Source organism: Streptomyces canus, assembly GCF_001514145.1.
GTDB lineage: Bacteria > Actinomycetota > Actinomycetes > Streptomycetales > Streptomycetaceae > Streptomyces > Streptomyces canus.
In genome coordinates, this window is sequence record NZ_KQ948663.1 from 296,654 (window position 1) to 311,047 (window position 14,394).

Annotated in this window: 14 protein-coding genes and 1 tRNA gene; 11 read left to right on the forward strand and 4 right to left on the reverse strand. The window is 70.0% G+C overall.

The genetic code is table 11. From position 1 onward, the window contains the following. Positions 1 to 43 precede the first annotated feature (43 nt). Positions 44 to 871 (forward strand): GNAT family N-acetyltransferase, encoded by an 828-nt coding sequence (locus tag AQJ46_RS26155; RefSeq protein ID WP_059207929.1) that lies wholly within the window; start codon positions 44 to 46, stop codon positions 869 to 871. Between the two features lie 7 nt (positions 872 to 878). Here the strand turns inward: AQJ46_RS26155 and AQJ46_RS26160 are convergent, their stop codons facing one another. Further along, positions 879 to 1,397 (reverse strand): DsbA family protein, encoded by a 519-nt coding sequence (locus AQJ46_RS26160; RefSeq protein WP_208616986.1) that lies wholly within the window; start codon positions 1,395 to 1,397, stop codon positions 879 to 881. Between the two features lie 224 nt (positions 1,398 to 1,621). On the opposite strand from AQJ46_RS26160, the gene AQJ46_RS26165 reads away from it, so the two are divergent. Then, complete coding sequence (locus AQJ46_RS26165; protein ID WP_059208045.1) at positions 1,622 to 2,071, forward strand: hypothetical protein; 450 nt, start codon at positions 1,622 to 1,624, stop codon at positions 2,069 to 2,071. A 156-nt stretch (positions 2,072 to 2,227) separates the two neighbouring features. After that, positions 2,228 to 2,380, forward strand: a complete 153-nt coding sequence (locus tag AQJ46_RS56270) for a hypothetical protein (protein WP_167363017.1) — start codon at positions 2,228 to 2,230, stop codon at positions 2,378 to 2,380. Positions 2,381 to 2,460: 80 nt separating this feature from the next. Here AQJ46_RS56270 and AQJ46_RS26170 read toward each other — a convergent pair whose 3' ends face one another. Further along, positions 2,461 to 3,021: a CGNR zinc finger domain-containing protein gene (locus tag AQJ46_RS26170; RefSeq protein ID WP_057614205.1), complete on the reverse strand. Its 561-nt coding sequence runs from the start codon at positions 3,019 to 3,021 to the stop codon at positions 2,461 to 2,463. A 210-nt stretch (positions 3,022 to 3,231) separates the two neighbouring features. Beyond that, positions 3,232 to 3,645 (reverse strand): SsgA family sporulation/cell division regulator, encoded by a 414-nt coding sequence (locus tag AQJ46_RS26175; protein ID WP_004002642.1) that lies wholly within the window; start codon positions 3,643 to 3,645, stop codon positions 3,232 to 3,234. A 191-nt stretch (positions 3,646 to 3,836) separates the two neighbouring features. Between AQJ46_RS26175 and AQJ46_RS26180 the strand changes: the two genes are divergently transcribed. The 7 genes from AQJ46_RS26180 to AQJ46_RS26210 all read left to right on the forward strand — a co-directional run bounded on the left by AQJ46_RS26180 (position 3,837) and on the right by AQJ46_RS26210 (position 11,390). Further along, complete coding sequence (locus AQJ46_RS26180) at positions 3,837 to 4,298, forward strand: TIGR02611 family protein (RefSeq protein ID WP_057614204.1); 462 nt, start codon at positions 3,837 to 3,839, stop codon at positions 4,296 to 4,298. A 76-nt stretch (positions 4,299 to 4,374) separates the two neighbouring features. After that, positions 4,375 to 4,446, forward strand: a tRNA-Val gene (locus tag AQJ46_RS26185). A 382-nt stretch (positions 4,447 to 4,828) separates the two neighbouring features. Beyond that, complete coding sequence (locus AQJ46_RS26190; protein WP_059207930.1) at positions 4,829 to 6,118, forward strand: extracellular solute-binding protein; 1,290 nt, start codon at positions 4,829 to 4,831, stop codon at positions 6,116 to 6,118. Positions 6,119 to 6,132: 14 nt separating this feature from the next. Next, positions 6,133 to 7,089 carry a carbohydrate ABC transporter permease gene (locus AQJ46_RS26195; RefSeq protein WP_057614202.1) on the forward strand — a complete coding sequence of 319 codons (957 nt, stop codon included), beginning with the start codon at positions 6,133 to 6,135 and terminating at the stop codon, positions 7,087 to 7,089. Continuing rightward, positions 7,086 to 7,958, forward strand: coding sequence for a carbohydrate ABC transporter permease (locus AQJ46_RS26200; protein WP_057614201.1), 873 nt, complete (start codon positions 7,086 to 7,088; stop codon positions 7,956 to 7,958). The genes AQJ46_RS26195 and AQJ46_RS26200 overlap by 4 nt, the downstream gene beginning before the upstream one ends. A gap of 10 nt (positions 7,959 to 7,968) precedes the next feature. Next, a complete protein-coding gene (locus AQJ46_RS26205; RefSeq protein WP_057614200.1) occupies positions 7,969 to 8,565 on the forward strand; it encodes a hypothetical protein in 597 nt (198 codons plus the stop codon). 89 nt (positions 8,566 to 8,654) lie between these two features. Next, the gene (locus tag AQJ46_RS26210) at positions 8,655 to 11,390 is read left to right on the forward strand and encodes an exo-rhamnogalacturonan lyase family protein (RefSeq protein ID WP_059207932.1); all 2,736 of its coding nucleotides are present in this window, start codon (positions 8,655 to 8,657) and stop codon (positions 11,388 to 11,390) included. A 69-nt stretch (positions 11,391 to 11,459) separates the two neighbouring features. Here the strand turns inward: AQJ46_RS26210 and AQJ46_RS26215 are convergent, their stop codons facing one another. Then, the gene (locus AQJ46_RS26215) at positions 11,460 to 13,838 is read right to left on the reverse strand and encodes an SCO7613 C-terminal domain-containing membrane protein (RefSeq protein ID WP_225887400.1); all 2,379 of its coding nucleotides are present in this window, start codon (positions 13,836 to 13,838) and stop codon (positions 11,460 to 11,462) included. An 84-nt stretch (positions 13,839 to 13,922) separates the two neighbouring features. On the opposite strand from AQJ46_RS26215, the gene AQJ46_RS26220 reads away from it, so the two are divergent. Continuing rightward, positions 13,923 to 14,369 (forward strand): SRPBCC family protein, encoded by a 447-nt coding sequence (locus AQJ46_RS26220; RefSeq protein ID WP_059207934.1) that lies wholly within the window; start codon positions 13,923 to 13,925, stop codon positions 14,367 to 14,369. Positions 14,370 to 14,394: the final 25 nt, after the last annotated feature.

The following is a 14,394-nucleotide window of genomic DNA, read 5'->3' on the forward strand; positions in this document are numbered from 1 at the left end:
GGATATTGGGCTGACCTGGCGCGCGGCAGCGGGTAGAACTCCGGTGATGACCACCACCCTGCGGCCGACCGAGCCGCTTCAGCGCGGCTCCGACGGGGCGCTGTCCCGCCACTACACGGTGTGCGTGAACAGCCGTCCCGTCGGGGCGATACACCTCGCGACTCACCCTTCCTTCGGGTCGGCCGTGGCCCAGATCCGCGATCTGCGGATCGAGGAACCGGACCGCAGGCGCGGCCGGGGCACGGTTGCCGCGCTCGCCGCCGAGGAGGTGGCGCGGGGCTGGGGCTGCGGGCAGCTGGAGGTCAGGGTCCCCGCCGACGCCGAGCCCGCGCTGCGGCTCGCCACCATGCTCGGATACGCCCATCGCAACCGCGGTATGGAGAAGCGGCTCGGTCCCGCCGCGCCCGAACTGCCCGCGGGCAGTCGCGCCCGGCCCATGACGGAGGCCGAGTTCGTGCCGTGGGCGGAGCGCGGCATCGCGGAGTACACCCGGGACTGGGCCGACCGCGGGGTGCCCGAGACCGAGGCGAGGGCGAGGTCGGAGAGGGACAACGAACGGTTGACGGAGCGCGGCCTCGCGACCGAGCAAGCGGTGTTCAGCGTGCTGGAGCGCGACGGGGTCAGGGTCGGCGTCCTGTGGGTGGAGTTCATCGGCGACAAGGCGTTCGTCTACGACGTCGAGACCGAGGAGGCCTTCCGCGGCCGTGGGCACGGCCGTTCGCTGATGCTGCTGGCCGAGGCCCAGACGATCGCCTCCGGCAGACGGGTCCTGGGCCTCAACGTCTTCGCGGGCAACACACCGGCCGAGCGGCTGTACGAGTCGCTGGGCTACGAGACGGTGGGTTACTCGATGTACAAGAGCCTGCTCTGAGGCCGGCTCACTGCCCGGCGAGCAGCCGGTCCGCGATCTGCTCGATCCGCTCGCGCAGCCCGTCCTGGCTCTTGCCGCCGTCGAGACGCTCGCCGTCGATGACGTACGTCGGCGTCCCGCTCACGCCGATCGCCTTGCCCTCGGCCTGGTCGGCGTCCACGATCAGGATGTGCCGGCCGTCGATCAGCGCGGTGTCGAACTCCTCGGCGTCGAGCCCCAGTTCACGGGCGACCTCGACCAGGAAGGGTTCCCCCGCACGGTCCAGCTCCTCCACCCGCCCCAGCACGGCCTCGACGAACTCCCAGCCCCTGCCCTGCTCCAGCGCCTCCTCGGCGGCCTGCGCGGCGGCGAAGGAGTGCTTGTGCTTCTCCAACGGGAAGTGCCGCAGCCGCAGCTCCAGACGGTCGCCGTAACGGGCACGCAGGGCCCGGAGGTCGTCCAGCGCGCCACGGCAGTCCGGGCACTGCAGCTCGCACCAGACATCGAGAACCGGCACGGCCGGTCGGACGGGGGAGGGGTCGCTCATGGGCCCAGTCTCCCAGCTTCGGGCCACCCGTCCGAATCGACCCCGGTCGTCCACGACGGCGTCCGCCTGCTTCGTCGGTACGACCCCGACCGGCACCTCGGGAGGAGGTGACCCGGAGATGTCCCTGATGTCCTGCCGGGGCATGGCCCGGTGGGGGTCGGGAGGTGCAGGATGGATAGGGACGAAGCGGCACGTTGCCGATCGAGCACCGCCTGGAGGACCGGATGATTGCCGAGACCGTCTGTTCCGCCGTCGCCGCGGCCGGCCTGGGCATCGCGGCGGTCACCGCGTACCGGAAGCGTTTCCTCGCGGCCACCCGTATCGCCGCCTACTCCCTTGTCCCGCTCGGCCTGGTGATGACCGGCGTCGTCGACTGGCTCGCGGACACCGCCTTCAGCCCGACGGCCTGGGCGGGCTTCTGTGTGCTCGGTCTGTCGTGGGTGCTGTTCTCGACCATGCGTGCCGTGGAGCGCCGCCGTGGCGGCACCCGCAAGGAGCGCAAGGCGGCCCGCGGCGCCCAGCAGGAGGCGGTGGCTCCCGGGGCCTCGGCACCCTCGCTCGGCCCGGCCGTCCGCACCCCGGCGGAACGCCCCGCGGGCAAGCCCCGGGCCACCGAGTCCGCCAAGGACGACTTCAGCGACATCGAGGCCATCCTGAAGAAGCACGGCATATGACGGTCGCGTGGTGAACTGAAACGTTCGCAGATGGATCCGCAGCCGTCCGTGAGCGATCACGACTCGAAACGGACATCACGGAATCCGGCGAACTCCCGCCCATTCCGGGCGTGTTGATCGCGCCGGGGGCGTCGACTGCGTCATCATCGCCGCGAGATGCTGGACACCGAACAGAGCGACACCGCGCCGCCGCAGGACGAGCCGCGTGGATGCCTTTTCGCCCTTTCCCAGCCACCGCTGATGATCTTCCTTGCGGTGATCGGGTGTCTGCTGCTCATGGCTGCGCTGCACGACCTGCTGCTGCTCTGAGCCGTACCCGTGGGTCCCCGGCGCCACCCGCCGGGGACCACGTCGACCACCCCGCCAGGCCCGGCCCCACGGCCGGGACCTCAGCCCGCCGCCTCCTTGCGTCGCGCCCGGTAGGCGGCCACATGCAGACGGTTTCCGCAGGTCCGGCTGTCGCAGTAGCGCCGCGAGCGGTTGCGGGACAGATCGACGAAGGCCCGTCGGCAGTCGGGCGCCTCACAGCGCCGCAGCCGCTCCTGCTCGCCGGCCACCACGAAGAACGCCAGCGCCATCCCGCAGTCGGCCGCCAGGTGGTCGGCGACCGAGGCGCCCGGGGCGAAGTAGTGCACATGCCAGTCGTAGCCGTCGTGATCCGTGAGCTGGGGAGTGGTGCCCGCGGCGGCGACGAGATCGTTGATCAGCGCGGCGGCGGCCCGGGCGTCCGGGGCGGCGAAGACCGAGGCGAACCGGCCGCGGATCTTGCGGACGGCGGACAGATCGAACTCCGAGAGCACCCCGACACCACTGATCTCGTGGTTTCGTACGAAATCCTCGAGCGCCGCGACATCCGACAGTCCGTCCGGCGCCGCGTCGTCCTCCGGTGCGGTGTTCACCAGATCGACCACGGTGTCGAGGGCGCACCGGGTGTCGTGGGTGATCAGCACGATTCGCTCCCTGGCCTGGGGGTCGGGCGGACGCCCGCCGATGCTGGCCGATGGTAGTGGCTCGCCGGGCCCCGGTGACGGGCAGCACGACAGGCGCCGTGGCTGCGGAGCGCTCCGCAGCCACGGCGCCTGTCGTTCCCTATGCGGTTGTACCGGCCCGAGCCGTCTCCCCGAGTGGACGGCGCCGGGCGGCTCTGTGGGACCTCGCCCCTAGCTTTCCGCCAGGATGTGCGAGAGCTCCTGATCCAGATCGAAGTGCCGGTGTTCCGTGCCCGGGGGCACGGCGGCGTCCGTCCGCTTCAGGAACGATTCCAGGGCCCGCGCCGGGGCCTCGAGCAGTGCCTCGCCTTCAGGGGAGCTCAGGGCGATGCAGACGACGCCCTGACCGTGACTGCGCGACGGCCAGACTCGGACGTCGCCGGTTCCGGTGGGCCGGTGGAGGCCCTCCGCGAGGAGGTCGCGGGCGAACACCCACTCGACGGTTTCCTCGGCTCCGGTGTGGAAGGTGGCGTGCACGGCGTAGGGGTCGGCCGTGTCGTACCGCAGGCCTGCGGGGACAGGCAGGGAGGACTCGCTCGACACAACGAGGCGCAGGTGCAGCTCGCAGCTGACCGTGGTGTTCATAAGCGCCAGGGCCTTTCGCTCAGTGTGCGCTCGGGGATTCGCACGTCGGCGAAATCGACATGCCACCTACGGTGCCGTTGTAAACCCCTCTGAGTGTTTTGCGTGCGTTTACGTAACTCTTCCGGCCGAGCGCCTCTTCGAGAGGTACGACCATTCCGGTGACTGGTTTCTCTCGGGTAGGGTTTGGATGTATGAATACGGGGAGTGACGAGCCGGGCGAGGTCGCCGTGTCAGCGGACGGGGAGACCGGCGAGAAGACGGACGGGACGAAGGACGGGCAGGGGCTCGGCTCGCGGGCGCCGGAGTTCGTCAAGGCGCGTCGCCTGCTGCATCTGAGCTGGCAGGTCCTCATCTTCGTCATCGGCCTGGCGGTCGTGGTGGCGGGCATCATCATGCTGCCGCTGCCCGGGCCCGGGTGGGTCGTGATCTTCGGCGGTATGGCGATCTGGGCGACCGAGTTCGTCTGGGCCCAGCTCGTGCTCCGCTGGACCAAGCGCAAGGTGACCGAGGCGGCCCAGCGCGCCCTCGATCCCAAGGTGCGGCGACGCAACATCATCTTGACGGCGATCGGCCTGGTGATCGTGGCCGCGATCCTCGGGGTCTACCTCTGGAAGTTCGGCTTCGAGATGCCCTGGAACATCAAGAACCAGTGAGCCGCGCTGGGGTGCCCAGGCTGTCACCGCTGGTCACGGGCACCCCCTGACATGGGGTAATCTTCTTCCTGCGTCCGGGCGATTAGCTCAGTGGGAGAGCGCTTCGTTCACACCGAAGAGGTCACTGGTTCGAACCCAGTATCGCCCACCCGGACCGACGGCCCGTCTGCGAAAGCGCAGACGGGCCGTCGGCGTGTGCGGGCACCGACGCGAAGCCCGCGGGCTGCCGACTCGCCCGCGTGACCGTCCGCAGCGACGCCTCCCCGCCGCCCGTACTTTTTCGGCCGCCCGCCGATCCCGTACGGCGGCCTGTGCCCCGTTCGACGGGTCGATCCCATGCCTCTCACCTGGGCAGTCGTCAGTTCCCGGACGCCGTCCGGCGGTTGGAGGCGCGCCGACGTCTCACCACACTCACAATAAATTCCTGTCCGAATCATTGACGCACTCCCAGGCCCTCCGTAGCTTGTGCCAGCAAGCGCTTACTTGAAACGATTCATGCAGGCGGCGACGCTGCGGGGAGGGGCCCGACTGTGGGAACCAACAGGAATGTTGAGAGGCGAACGATCCTGAAGGCGGCCGGGGCTACAGCGGCGACGCTGGGGCTGGCCGCGACGACCGGGTGCGGTGGTGACAGCGGCAGTTCCGGAGACGGGACGGTGACCCTCCGTTACGCGTGGTGGGGTGGCGAGCCGCGCACCATCGCCATCAAGAAGACCATCGCGCTCTTCGAGAAGAAGTACCCGAAGATCAAGATCAAGCCTGAATTCACCGACTATCAGGCGTTCTGGGAGAAGTTCCAGACCCAGGCTTCCGGCGGGAATCCGCCAGACGTATTCCAGAATGCGGTCGGCTTCCTGCGCAAGTACGACAAGCGCGGTGTTCTGCTGGATCTCAAGTCGCAGGCGGACGCCGGGAATCTGAGCCTGGACAACTTCCGCAACGGCGTTCTGGCGAACGGTCAGGTCGATGGCAAGCAGCTCGGTATCCCCGTCGGCGCCAACACCATGGCACTCGTCATCGACCTCAAGGCCTTCAAGAAGGCGGGCGTCGAGGCGAAGATGGGCTGGACCTGGGACGAGTACTTCGCCGCGCTCCAGACGATCCAGGACAAGCTGAAGATCGCCGGTGACACCGGCTACCACGGCATCATGTACCTGTACGACCTGTACCTGCGGCAGAACGGCAAGGCCTTCTTCACCGACTCCGATCTCGGTTTCACCGAGGACGACCTGACGCAGTGGTGGACGGACGCGTACAAGCGAGTGAAGTCCGGGCTGGTCGCCGACCCGAAGAAGATCGAGCAGGTCCAACCCAAGTCGGGTCTGTCCGCGGGGCTCGCCGCCTCCGAGTTCACCTGGGACAACTTCTCCATCCGTTACGAGGGTGAGGGCGAGTCGGACTACGGACTCGCGCCGATTCCCACCACGGACGGAAAACACACCGGCCAGTACCTCGGTTCGCTGATGCTCAGTGCCTTCGCCGGGACCAAGCACCCCAAGGAGGCCGCCCAGTTCATCTCCTTCATGGTCCACGACCCCGAGGTCGGCAAGATCATGGGCTACGACCGCGGCATCCTCGCCACGACCGAGCAGTACGACGCGTTCACGCCCACCGATGCCAACAACAAGGGCGTCAAGGCGTACGAGGAAGAGGTCGCCAAGGCCGGCGTGCTCGGGAAGATCACCCCGCATCCGTCGGGCGCCGATGTCATCGAGGCGGCGTTCCTGCGGATCGGCGGCGAGGTCTCCCAGGGCAAGACCAAGCCGGCGGACGCTGCCAAGGCGCTGTTCAGCGAGGCCAAGGCCGCGTTCGCGGGCTGAGGGGACGTACCACCATGACGCTCGTCAAGGAAGCGCCCGTGCGCCCGGCGAAGAAGCGGTCCGCCGCTCCTGCCGCCGGGCGGCGCGGGCGGCGCCGCGAGAACCTCGCCGGCTATCTCTTCATGTCGCCGTGGATCGCGGGGTTCCTGGTCCTCACGGCGGGGCCGATGATCGCGTCGCTGTACTACGCGTTCACCCGGTACAACCTGTTCACCCCGCCCGAGTGGGTGGGCTTCGACAACTTCACGACGATGTTCCAGGACCCGCGCTGGCAGAAGTCGGTCGAGGTCACGCTCAAGTACGTCGTCGTGGCCACACCGCTGAAGCTGCTGCTCGCGCTCGGCGTCGCGCTGCTGCTCGCGCAGAAGCGGCGGGGGCAGGGGCTGTACCGGGCCGCGTTCTACATGCCCTCGCTCATCGGCGCCAGTGTCTCCGTCGGCTTCGTGTGGCGGGCGCTGTTCTCGGACGACGCGATCGTGGATCGCACGCAGAAGGTCTTCGGGCTGGACGTGGGCGGCTGGATCGGCAACCCGGACTACGTCCTCTACTCCCTGGTGGCGCTGAGCATCTGGCAGTTCGGCGCGCCGATGGTCATCTTCCTCGCCGGTCTCAAGCAGGTTCCGCAGGAGCTGTACGAGGCCGCCGAGATGGACGGGGCCGGTCCGCTCCGGCGGTTCTGGAACATCACGCTGCCGATGATCTCCCCGGTGCTGTTCTTCAACGTGCTGCTGGAGTCCATCCACGCGTTCCAGGTCTTCGGGTCCGCGTACGTGGTCTCCAACACCCAGTGCGGGCCGGCCGACGCCACCCTCGTCTACACCTGCTACCTCTACCAGAAGGGCTTCAAGGAGGCTCAGATGGGCTTCGCCGCCGCGATGGCCTGGTCGCTGGTGGTCGCGGTGGCGCTGGTGACGGCGGTCCTGTTCTGGTCGCAGAAGAAGTGGGTGCACTACGAGGAGGCCGCCAAGTGACCACCGTCAGCCCTCCCGTCGTGCGCACCGCGAACGAGCGGCGGCGCACCGGTTCGATCGCCTGGCACCTGGGCGCGCTCGCCGTCCTCGCGGTCGTCCTGTACCCCGTGATCTGGGTGCTCGGCGCCTCGTTCAAGCCCAGCAAGGACATCATTGCCAGCATCGACCTGCTGCCGTCCAAGCCGGTCTGGGCGAACTTCTCCGGTCTCGCCGACGGCATCTCCGGCATCTCCATCGGCACGTTCTTCACGAACTCGCTGATGTACGCGGGACTCGCCGTGGCCGGTGTCGTGATCTCCAGCTCGCTGACCGCGTACGCCTTCGCCAAGATCAGGTTCGCCGGGCGGAACCTGCTGTTCACCCTGATGATCGGCACACTGCTGCTGCCGTATCACGTGCTGCTCATCCCGCAGTACGTGATGTTCCGGAAGCTGGAACTCGTCGACACGCTGGTGCCGCTCGTGGCCGGCAAGTTCCTGGCGACGGAGGCGTTCTTCGTCTTCCTGATGGTGCAGTTCATGCGCGGACTGCCGCGCGAACTGGACGAGGCCGCCAAGCTCGACGGCTGCGGGCACCTGAGGACCTACTGGTCGATCGTGCTGCCGCTGTGCCGCCCTGCCCTCATCACCAGCGCCATCTTCACCTTCATCAACGCGTGGAACGACTTCATGGGGCCGTTGATCTACCTCAACACTCCCGACAAGTACACCGTCTCGCTGGGCCTGATGATGTTCCGCGATCAGGAGGGCATCTCCAACTACGGCAGCATGATCGCGATGTCGCTGGTGGCGCTGGTGCCGGTCATCGCCTTCTTCATGGCCTTCCAGCGCTACCTCATCGACGGCATGGCGACGTCCGGACTGAAGTGAGGCGGTCAGCATGGCGCAAGCGCGTGTGAAGGCGCGTCGCAGGGCCTCCGTGTTCGGCGGCGAGCGCTTCGCTCTCTTCGCCGAGACCCTGCTGACCGGCGTGTGGATCGCCGTGGCCTGTCTCGGACTCGTCACCTACCCGGCGGCCTTCGCCGCCGGGGCACGGCATCTGCGACGGCGTACGGGCCACGAGGGCGGCGGCTGGCGGGAGTTCGTCGCGGACTTCCGTACGGCCGTGCGCCGCGGGTGGCTCGTCGGGGTCGCCGGGTGGGTCGCGGCGGCCGCGGTCTGGGTGGACGTCCAGGCCGCGCGGGCCGGGATCCCCGGCGGCCCTCTCGTCGGGGCCGTCGGCCTGTTCGCGCTGATCGGCCTCGCGGTGGCCGGGCTGCGCGCGGCGGCGGTCTGGACACCGGGCGCCTCCTGGCGGGCGCTGCTCGCGGACGCCGTACGCCGGACCCTGCGCGACCCCGCCGGGTCCTTCCTGATCGTCGCCGGCCTGGCCGTCGTGGCCCTGTCCGCAGGGTTCATCGCGCCGCTGGCGGTCCCGGTCCTCGGGGCCGTCGCGGCGGCGGCCGTCGCCGTGGAGGAGCGCTACCGGCGCCGCTGACGGGCGGCGCCCCCGATCCAGGTCGGCGCCCCCGGCGCCGCACCTCTCTCTGTCATGCCCCTGACCAGCCGCACATGGAAGGAATGGCCATGTCCCCCATCCCCCGCAGGTCCATCCTCAAAGCCGCCGCCGTCGCCGGTGCCGCCGCACAGTTCAGCTGGGCGCTGGGCGCCAAGGACGCGCAGGCCGCGCCGAGAGCCGCCGAGGCCGACGACTCTCCCGTGACCCTGGACTGGCTGGAGGACGGCGGGCTCGGTGCCGCGCCCGGCTCCACCGTCGGTGTCCCGTGGCCGAAGGGCGTCTATCAGCAGGACCAGAAGTTCGCGGTCACGGACGCCGACGGCAAGGCCGTGCCGGCTCAGTCCTGGCCGATCGCCTACTGGCCCGACGGTTCGCTCAAGTGGACCGCCCACGCGGTCAGTTCGGGCAACGGCAAGCTGTCGCTGAGCGCCGGTGACGCCGCCGTACCCGACAAGAAGGTCACCGTCGACCAGAGCGGCGGCACGATCACCGTCTCCACCGGGGTCATCACCGCCAAGATCGGCAAGTCGGGCGCCACGCTCATCAAGTCGGTCACCCGCGGGTCGACGGAGATCGCCAAGAACGGGCGGCTCGTGCTGGTCCGCCAGCCCGAGATCGAGGACGAGGACCAGGGCACGGTCAAGACCGAGCGCTTCGAGGGGGCCATCTCCGAGGTCACCGTCGAACAGTCGGGCCCGGTCCGCGCGGTCGTCAAGATCGACGGCAAGCACCGCAAGGGCAGCCGGAGTTGGCTGCCGTTCTCGATCCGGCTCTACTTCTACGCGGGCGCCGACTCCTTCCGCATGGTGCACACCATCACCTACGACGGCACCCAGGAACCCGGCAAGGCGAGCGGCGACTTCATCCGCGGCCTCGGCGTCCGCTTCACCGTGCCGATGCGCGACCAGTCCTACGACCGGCACATCCGCATCGGCGGCGAGGGCACCGGTCTGCTGCGCGAGGCCGTCAAGGGCATCACCGGTCTGCGCCGCGACCCCGGTGCCGCCGTCCAGGCCGCCCAGTACGCGGGCGAGAAGCTGCCCGACCCGGCCACCTGGGACCAGCGGGTCACCACCCGGCTCCAGTACATCCCCGAGTGGGGCGACTACACCCTCTCCCAGCTCTCCGCCGACGGCTTCACCCTGCGCAAGCGCACCAAGAAGGGACACGGCTGGATCGGTGCCGGCGGCGGCAGGCGGGCCTCCGGGTTCGGTTACGTCGGTGGCGCGAGCGGCGGATTCTCCTTCGGCCTCAGGGACTTCTGGGAGAAGCACCCCTCCCAGCTCGACATCCGCGACGCCCAGACCGACGAGGCCGAGGTCACCCTCTGGCTCTGGTCGCCCGAGGCGCAGCCCATGGACCTGCGCTTCTACCACGACGGCATGGGCCAGGACACCTTCGCGGAGCAGCTCGAAGGCCTCAACATCACCTACGAGGACTACGAGCCCGAGTTCGGCACGCCCTACGGCATCGCCCGCACGTCGGAACTGCTGTTCTGGGCCAACGAGTCGACACCGTCACCGGCGGCCCTGGCCCAACAGGTCGAGGCCGTCAGGGTGTTGCCCCAGCTCGCCGCACCGCCCAAGCAGCTCATCAAGGCGAAGGTCTTCGGGCCGGGTCTGTACTCCGAGCCCGACCGCTCGACCCCGGCCAAGGCGAAGATCGAGGACCACCTCGACTTCCTGTTCACCTACTACAAGGACCAGGTGGAGCAGCGCCGTTGGTACGGCTTCTGGGACTACGGCGACATCATGCACACCTATGACACCGTCAGGCACCAGTGGCGGTACGACATCGGTGGCTATGCCTGGGACAACTCCGAACTGTCGCCGGACCTCTGGCTCTGGTTCGCGTACATCAGGTCGGGTCGCGCGGACATCTTCCGGTTCGCCGAGGCCATGACGCGGCATACCGGCGAAGTGGACGTGTACCACCTGGGGCAGTGGGCCGGACTCGGCACCAGGCACGGTGTGCAGCACTACGCCGACAGCGCCAAGCAACAGCGCATCGCCAACACGACGTACCGGCGCTACTACTACTTCCTCACCGCGGACGAGCGCGTCGGCGACCTCATGCACGCCAACGTCGACTCCGACGAGACGTTCCTCGTGCTCGACCCGCTGCGCAAGGTCCGCACCGACCCCTACACGCCGGACCGGCACGCCCTGTCGGTCGGTTTCGGCACGGACTGGAGCGGGCTGGTCTCGGCCTGGCTGACCGAGTGGGAGCGCAAGGGCCCCAAGTGGGAGAAGGCCAAGGCCCGCGTGCTGTCGACGATGGAGGGCATCGCGGCCCAGCCCAACGGATTCGTGCAGGGCAGCGGACTGTACGACCTCGACACGGGCAAGTTCGCGGTGGCCTCGACGCCCGTCGTCGGGGTCTCGCACCTCTCCGCCGTGTTCGGGCTCAACGAGCTGTGCGCCGAGCTCATCGACCTCGTCGACATGCCGAAGTTCAACGAGGCGTACTTCGACTACTGCCGCTACTTCAACGCGAGCAAGGCCGAGCAGGCCGCGCGTTACGGGTCCAATTTCGGGTCGCTGCTGCTGTTCCAGGGGCACTCGCGGCTGGACGCGTACGCGGCCGTGCAGACCGGGGACGCGAAGCTGGCCACGCGCGCGTGGGAGAAGTTCTACAACTCCGACGGGTACAAGGAGTCCGCGCCCTGGAAGACGGAGGCGTTGAGCGGGCCGGTCTCGTTGGTGGCGGGCAGTGAGGCGGCCTGGGTGTCGACGAACGACACCGCGTTGTACGGGCTCGCCGCCATCGAGAACCTGGCGTTGCTCGGGGACAAGATGCCGTAACGGTTCGTGGGGAACTGCGGGCCCCGTTGTGGCTGGTCGCGCAGTTCCCCGCGCCCCTGAAGGGGCGCTTCAGTGCATCTTGGTCAGGATGCTCCGGGCTCGTCGGGCATCCCGCAGGCGTTGTTCGTACGTCGCTCCCAGGGCCAGGAGCAGGAGGCCGGCCAGGGCCGGGGGCACCCAGCGGGGGAGGGCGTCGGTCACCTGGACGATGTACGGGGCCAGTTCGTGCAGGGCGTCCAGGAGCAGTACCGAGCCGCCCAGCAGGAGCGGGGCCTGGAGGTGGTGGCGGGCGCCGGCCAGGGTGACCAGCAGGGCCGCCACACCTAGCAGCAGGGGGCGCGTCCAGTGCGGGTCGCCCCAGGCGGCGAAGAGGCTCGGGACGAGCGTGGCAGCCAGGCCGGGGGCGTACGCCGTCCAGGACGAGGTCTGTGGGTCGCGGTGGTGGCGCAGGGCACCGACCAGCAGCGCGGGGATCGTGACCGGGAGGGTGTAGGCCTCCGGGGTGTCCACCTCCCAGCCCGCCAGACGGACCCAGGTGGCCGCGAGGAACAGGGCCGCGGCCACGTATCCGGCGGGGCGGCGGTCGGTACGGATCGCCGTGCCCGCGGTGATCACTCCGCACAGGGCCAGGACCGTGGCGAGCAGGGGCAGGTCTGTCGCCGCCAGTGCGATGGCGAGGACTCCGGCCGTCGCTCCGGCCGCCTCGACCGGCACGGTGGCCTTCGAGTCGCCGAGGCGCCGGGCGAGGAAGGCCGCGGCCACGGGGACCACCAGGACCAGCAGGGCGGTGTGCGGCGGCGACCAGTCCGCGGCGGATCCGATCGCGACGGCCAGCGCGGCACCGTAGGCGAGAGCGGTGGGGGCGGTGATGGGGGCCAGGCGCCATGAGGCCGCAGTGAACAGCGCGACCAGGCCACAGAGCACGGTGAGTGTCGCCGGCTGGGAGGCCAGGGCGAGGCAGGCGAGGCTCGAGGACGTGCCCAGTGCCAGGACCAGGGCGGTGAGCCGCTGCCGTTGGAACACGGCCGCCGTGAGGATGCCGGCTGTTGTGGCGCCTTCGATCAACAGGCCCGCCACGTAGGGGAGTTCGAGCACGGCGGGCAGGGTGATTGCGGTGGCGCAGGCCAGGCCCAGCGCGCCGGCCGTCGCCTTGGGCCGCCAGGCCGGGTCCCGTACCACCAGGGCGAGTACGGCCGCGACGGCTGCCAGGACGAGCGGTGCCGCCTCCGCGTGCGGCGGCCACGTCACGTCCACGGTCACGGCGCTGCGGGCGTCCGACGGGGTGCCGGTCCACGCCCGCGAGGCCCAGCCGAGCGGGCCCAGCACGACGACGCCGACGACGGGCAGGGCCCACAGCAGGGACAGCGCCTGTACGGCTCCGGAGGCCCAGGCCAGACCCCGTCGTACGGTGTCCGGCAGCCGGTCGAGCCTGAGGGCCGCCAACAGGGCGATCCCGAAGGCGAGATGGGCCGGGACGGTCCACAGCTCGGGCACCAGGGACCGTGCCGTTCCGCCGAGCGCTCCCACCGCGAGGAGCCCGGAAACGGTGGCGAGCCCGAGGGCCTGCCCGTTCGCCCGCGCTGCCGTACGACCGCCCTGCCACGCAGCGGCCAGCGCGATCGCGCTCGCGAGGAGAAGGAGCGCCGCCGCACGGGCGGCGGCGCTCGGGCCGGAGGCTGTCCAGGTCAGCAAGCCGGCCGCCAGTGCGCCCCAGGCGCCCACTCCGTACGCGCCGATCGCGGCGACCACGCGTACGGACCCGGGCGTCGTCCGGAGCGTCACAACCGTGTCGAAGCCGGCCGTCACCAGGAGCGCGGCCGTGAGGCCGTAGGAGCCCGCGTCGGCCGCGATCGCCCAGAAGAACAGCGGGAGTTGGGCCGCGACCAGGGCGGCCGGGCGGGGCAGGCGCAGGTCGGTGGCGCCCGGCAGCAGGCCGTACGCCGTCCAGAGCGCCGCGAGGAGGGCCGAGGCGACCGCCGTGTACGGCGCCCCGGGTGTCTCAAGGAAGACGGCCTCGTGCAGCGCGACCGCGTCCAGGACCGTCAGTGCCAGCCCCAGTCCCGCCACGGACTCGGCCGTCGAGCGCAGCCCGCGCTTCAGCAGCGGAAGCGGTGCGGCGAGCGCGGCCACCGTGACCGCGCCGAGCACCAGGGTCCGGCCGGTGATGCCCAGGTCACCCCAGCTGACCAGGGTGAACACCATCGCGGCGATCGTGAGCAGGACCCCGCCGAGCACCAGGAGCACGTTCTGCACGCTGGGTGCGCTCGCCTCGGGGCGAGGGGATGCGGCGGGCCTCGGCCCGGTCGGCTGCGGGGCCTGCCACTTCGGCTGGAGCGCCGCGACCAGCCAGGCCCGGCGGGCCAGCAACTGGGCCCGGCGAGCGTCCAGTTGCCACAGCTCGGCGTCGAGGAGGCGGAGCTCCTCGGCCGGGGGCGGGATGTGCGTCATGCCCTGAAGTGTGGGCTGGGTCACGCGGCGCGACATGAGTACGCGTACTCAAAACCTACTCGGATCCGATGCCAGACTCGCTCCATGGACTGGACCCGATACCGCTTCCGCAGCCTGTGGTCCCTGCCCGCGAAGCCCGCGGTCGTCTACGACGTGCTGGAGCGCGCCGAGGAGTATCCGCGCTGGTGGCCCCAGGTGCGCGAGGTGCGACGGCTCGACGACACCAGCGGCGTGGTCACGATCCGCGCCGTGCTGCCGTACGACCTGGTCTTCACCGCGCGCGAGGTGCGGCGCGACCCGGAGGCCGGGGTGCTGGAGATCGAGATGGACGGCGATCTCGACGGCTGGGCGCGCTGGACGATCACCCCGGACGGGGACGGCAGCCTCGCCCGCTACGACCAGGTCACCGAGGTGCACAAACCACTGCTCCGGCGCTTCGCCGTGCCCGGACGGCCGGTCTTCCTGGCCAACCACCGTTGGATGATGCGTGCCGGGCGGCGGGGGCTCGTCGCGTACTTGGAAGCGGTTTGAAGGAAACCCGCGGGGACCTGTATTG